Below are 3,028 nucleotides of genomic sequence, written 5' to 3'. Positions count from 1 at the left end.
CACTCAACAATGAGCGTTAGCTCGAGTGCTTTTGATCTTGATCCACCGGCGACGTCGGAAGGCTGAGCGGAGGGATTGATCCGGGGGTGGGAGCGTAGCGACCGTCTGGCGCAGCCAGACACAGCGGAAGGAGGTGCAGCGAAGCAAACCGTAGCCGCTGCGCCCGGATCGATCCCGCAGCGAAGGAACCCGAGCCTGCGAGGGCCGAACGTAGGAGCAAGCCTTTTTGGGTACTTTTTCGGCGTCTGGAAAAAGTGCCTCGCCGTAAGGGCGAAACCGTAATCAGCAACACCCGCAGCAACGGATATGTACCCAAAAAACCAGGAGGCAGGCCCCACCAAAATAGCGGGAGCCAGCCTGCTCGCAAAGAGGCCCAAGCCTCACGACATCACTTGGCCTCGGACTTCAGCTTCAGATACGTCTGATGCATGTCACTCGCCCAACCATCGATCACCGCTTTGACATCAGTGGCTTTCATCACCTGCGAGGAATTTTCCAGCGGCTGACCGGTACCCTTGCGCACCACTTGAGCCACCACCTTGTTACTGCTGCCGTCGAGGAACACCGCCTCAGTGGCCAACGTGGTTTCCTGATCGCGAATACCAGTGGCCGTGCTCACCGCAGCAGCCACCAAGGCAATCGGAATCACCTCATACACATGCAGGCCCTCGGTCTTGCTGCTCACCGCCGTGATCGCCGGCCGGATCACGATGACGCCAGGCCCCGGACCAGTGGCCAGCGGCAGCGACTTGCTCAGCTCACGCTTGAGCGCCTGATCGTAATAACTGGTGATGCCATTGAGGGTCTGCTGGGGGATTTTTTCCGTCGCTTGCGGCTTCGGATACAACTGGCTCGGTTCGACATAGACGCTGCTGAATTTGTTGATGTCGAGTTTCGGGTCCATCCAGCGCATCACCTCGGCACCCGACGGTGATTTGGTCTCCTTCAGTTGACTGTAATCCTTGAGAAAACCGGAGTACTGGTCTGGCTCGACGGTTTTGCTGGAACAACCCACCACACCCAGGGTGGCGATGCACAGCGTGCCCATCATTACGGCTAGCTTCATGCTGTAACTCCTGTCAGAAGGCCAAATCGTTTGCATAGGGGAAGTTACAGGTATAGCTAAAACCGCAGCAATTGCGATTGCAAATTACAAAATTCACACGGCGCTGCGCAGCAAGTCACAGCGCTTATTTGACAGACGCGCTGCATGCGGCAAAGCTGCATCCAGATGTATGCACGCCAGAAGGCCAACGCACCGGACTACGGAAGTCGCAATGCCCAAGCACAAAAACAACGCGGTGCAACCTGAACCTGACGCATCACCCTCCTCTTTTTCGCGTTACCTGTTTCCAATCACCATCGGTGTGCTGCTGGCGGCCGTGGCGGGCATTGGCTGGTTCCTGTTCAGCCCGGCGCCGGCCCCCGTCAAACCCGCAGCGATCAGCACGCCTGTAGCACCGCCAGCCAAGCCGCAACCGACTGTGGCAAGCAAACCGGCCAGCATGGTCGATGAGCAGCAATGCCAGGGCTGCCACAGCGAACAGGTCAAGGACTGGCAAGGCTCGCATCACCAATTGGCCATGCAGCCAGCGACCGCCGAAACCACCCTCGGCGACTTCAACAACGTGACCTTCAAGGCCGAAAACGAGACCACAAAGTTCACCCGCAAGGGCGATGAATTCTGGGTCAATGCGCCCGGCATCGACGGCAAGAATGCCGACTTCAAAGTGGCCTACACCTTCGGCATCGCGCCGCTACAGCAATATCTGATCGAGGTCGGTCAGGGGCGTCTGCAAGCCCTCGGCGTGGCGTGGGATACCGAGAAAAATCGCTGGTTTCATCTGTACGCCGGCCAGGGCGTGAATTTCAAGAATCCGCTGCACTGGAGCAAACCGAGCCAGAACGCCAATTTCATGTGCGTCGAATGCCACACCACCGGTTTCAAGCGCAATTTCGATGCAGCGAGCAACAGCTTCAACAGTCAATGGAACAGTCTCGGAGTCGGCTGTCAGGCCTGTCATGGCCCGGCGTCGAATCACCTGGAGTGGGCGCAGAAAAAAGACGATTTGATCCATAAGGGCTTCGACGTCGATCTCAAGGACAAGAACGCCACGGTAGAAATCGAAACCTGCGCGCGCTGCCATTCCCGCCGCGCACCGCTGGGCGATGGCTTTACCGTCGGCAAGCGGCTGATGGACGACTACCTGCCCAGCGCCCTGACCCGCGAACTCTATGCGCTGGACGGCAAGATCAAGGACGAAGTGTTCGAACACGGCTCGTTCCTGCAAAGCAAAATGTTCGACAAGGGCGTGCGCTGCAGCAATTGCCATAACCCGCACAGCAACGAACTGAAGGCACCGGGCAACGCCGTGTGCCTGCAATGCCACAATACGGCGGGCGAGACTTCGGTCGCCGACGTCGACGGCAAGGGTCTGCAAGCGAAGAATTACGACTCCATCGAACACACCCGCCACGCCATGGGCCAACCCGGCTCGCAGTGCGTCGATTGCCACATGCCTGGCAAGTTCTACATGGGCAACGACTTTCGGCACGACCACAGTTTCAGCATTCCCAACCCGGAGCGTGCGCAGAAACTCGGCACGCCAGACGCCTGCCTGACCTGTCACCAGGGCAAGGCCGGCGACAAGGTCACCGCGCAGTTCAAATTGTGGAACGCCACCGCCTCCCCGGCCCAGCAGGCGCTACGCTATGACGAAAGCCTGTGGCTGATCCGCAATGGCCAGCCCGGCGCCGCCGACGCGCTGTACCAGCAATTGCAGCGCAGCAACCTGCCGGCGATCCAGCGCGCAACGTTGCTGGCGGAATTGCCGCTGTACCCGAGCGAACAGGCGCTGAAACTGGCCACTCAGGATCTGAAACATCCAGAGCCACAGGTGCGTGACAGTGCGGTGCGGGCGATCAGCGCATTCCTGCCGCCGCCCGAGCGTGCGCCGTTATTGGCGCCGTTGCTCAATGATCCAGTGAAAGCCGTGCGCATCGTCGCCGCGCGGGATCTGCTCGGTGC

General features: G+C 59.5%; 2 protein-coding genes. One reads left to right on the top strand and one right to left on the bottom strand.

Annotation, left to right across the window (positions count from 1 at the left end; translation table 11 throughout):
• Positions 1-388 precede the first annotated feature (388 nt).
• Positions 389-1,066, bottom strand: coding sequence for a DUF3313 domain-containing protein (locus tag OQK_RS23775; RefSeq protein ID WP_016774611.1), 678 nt, complete (start codon positions 1,064-1,066; stop codon positions 389-391).
• Between the two features lie 211 nt (positions 1,067-1,277).
• Between OQK_RS23775 and OQK_RS23770 the strand changes: the two genes are divergently transcribed.
• Positions 1,278-3,028, top strand: a 1,751-nt coding sequence (locus OQK_RS23770) for a cytochrome c3 family protein (protein ID WP_238537254.1), incomplete at its 3' end; no start/stop codon positions are given.

Source organism: Pseudomonas sp. R62 (genome assembly GCF_000257605.1).
Classification (GTDB): domain Bacteria; phylum Pseudomonadota; class Gammaproteobacteria; order Pseudomonadales; family Pseudomonadaceae; genus Aquipseudomonas; species Aquipseudomonas atacamensis.
Note: the sequence above shows the minus strand (reverse complement) of the source record. Positions and strands in the feature narration are given on the sequence as shown.

Excerpts from the sequence above, each read along its gene's own strand:
- OQK_RS23775 (WP_016774611.1), bottom strand. The coding sequence starts at position 1,066 with ATGAAGCTAGCCGTAATGATGGGCACGCTGTGCATCGCCACCCTGGGT.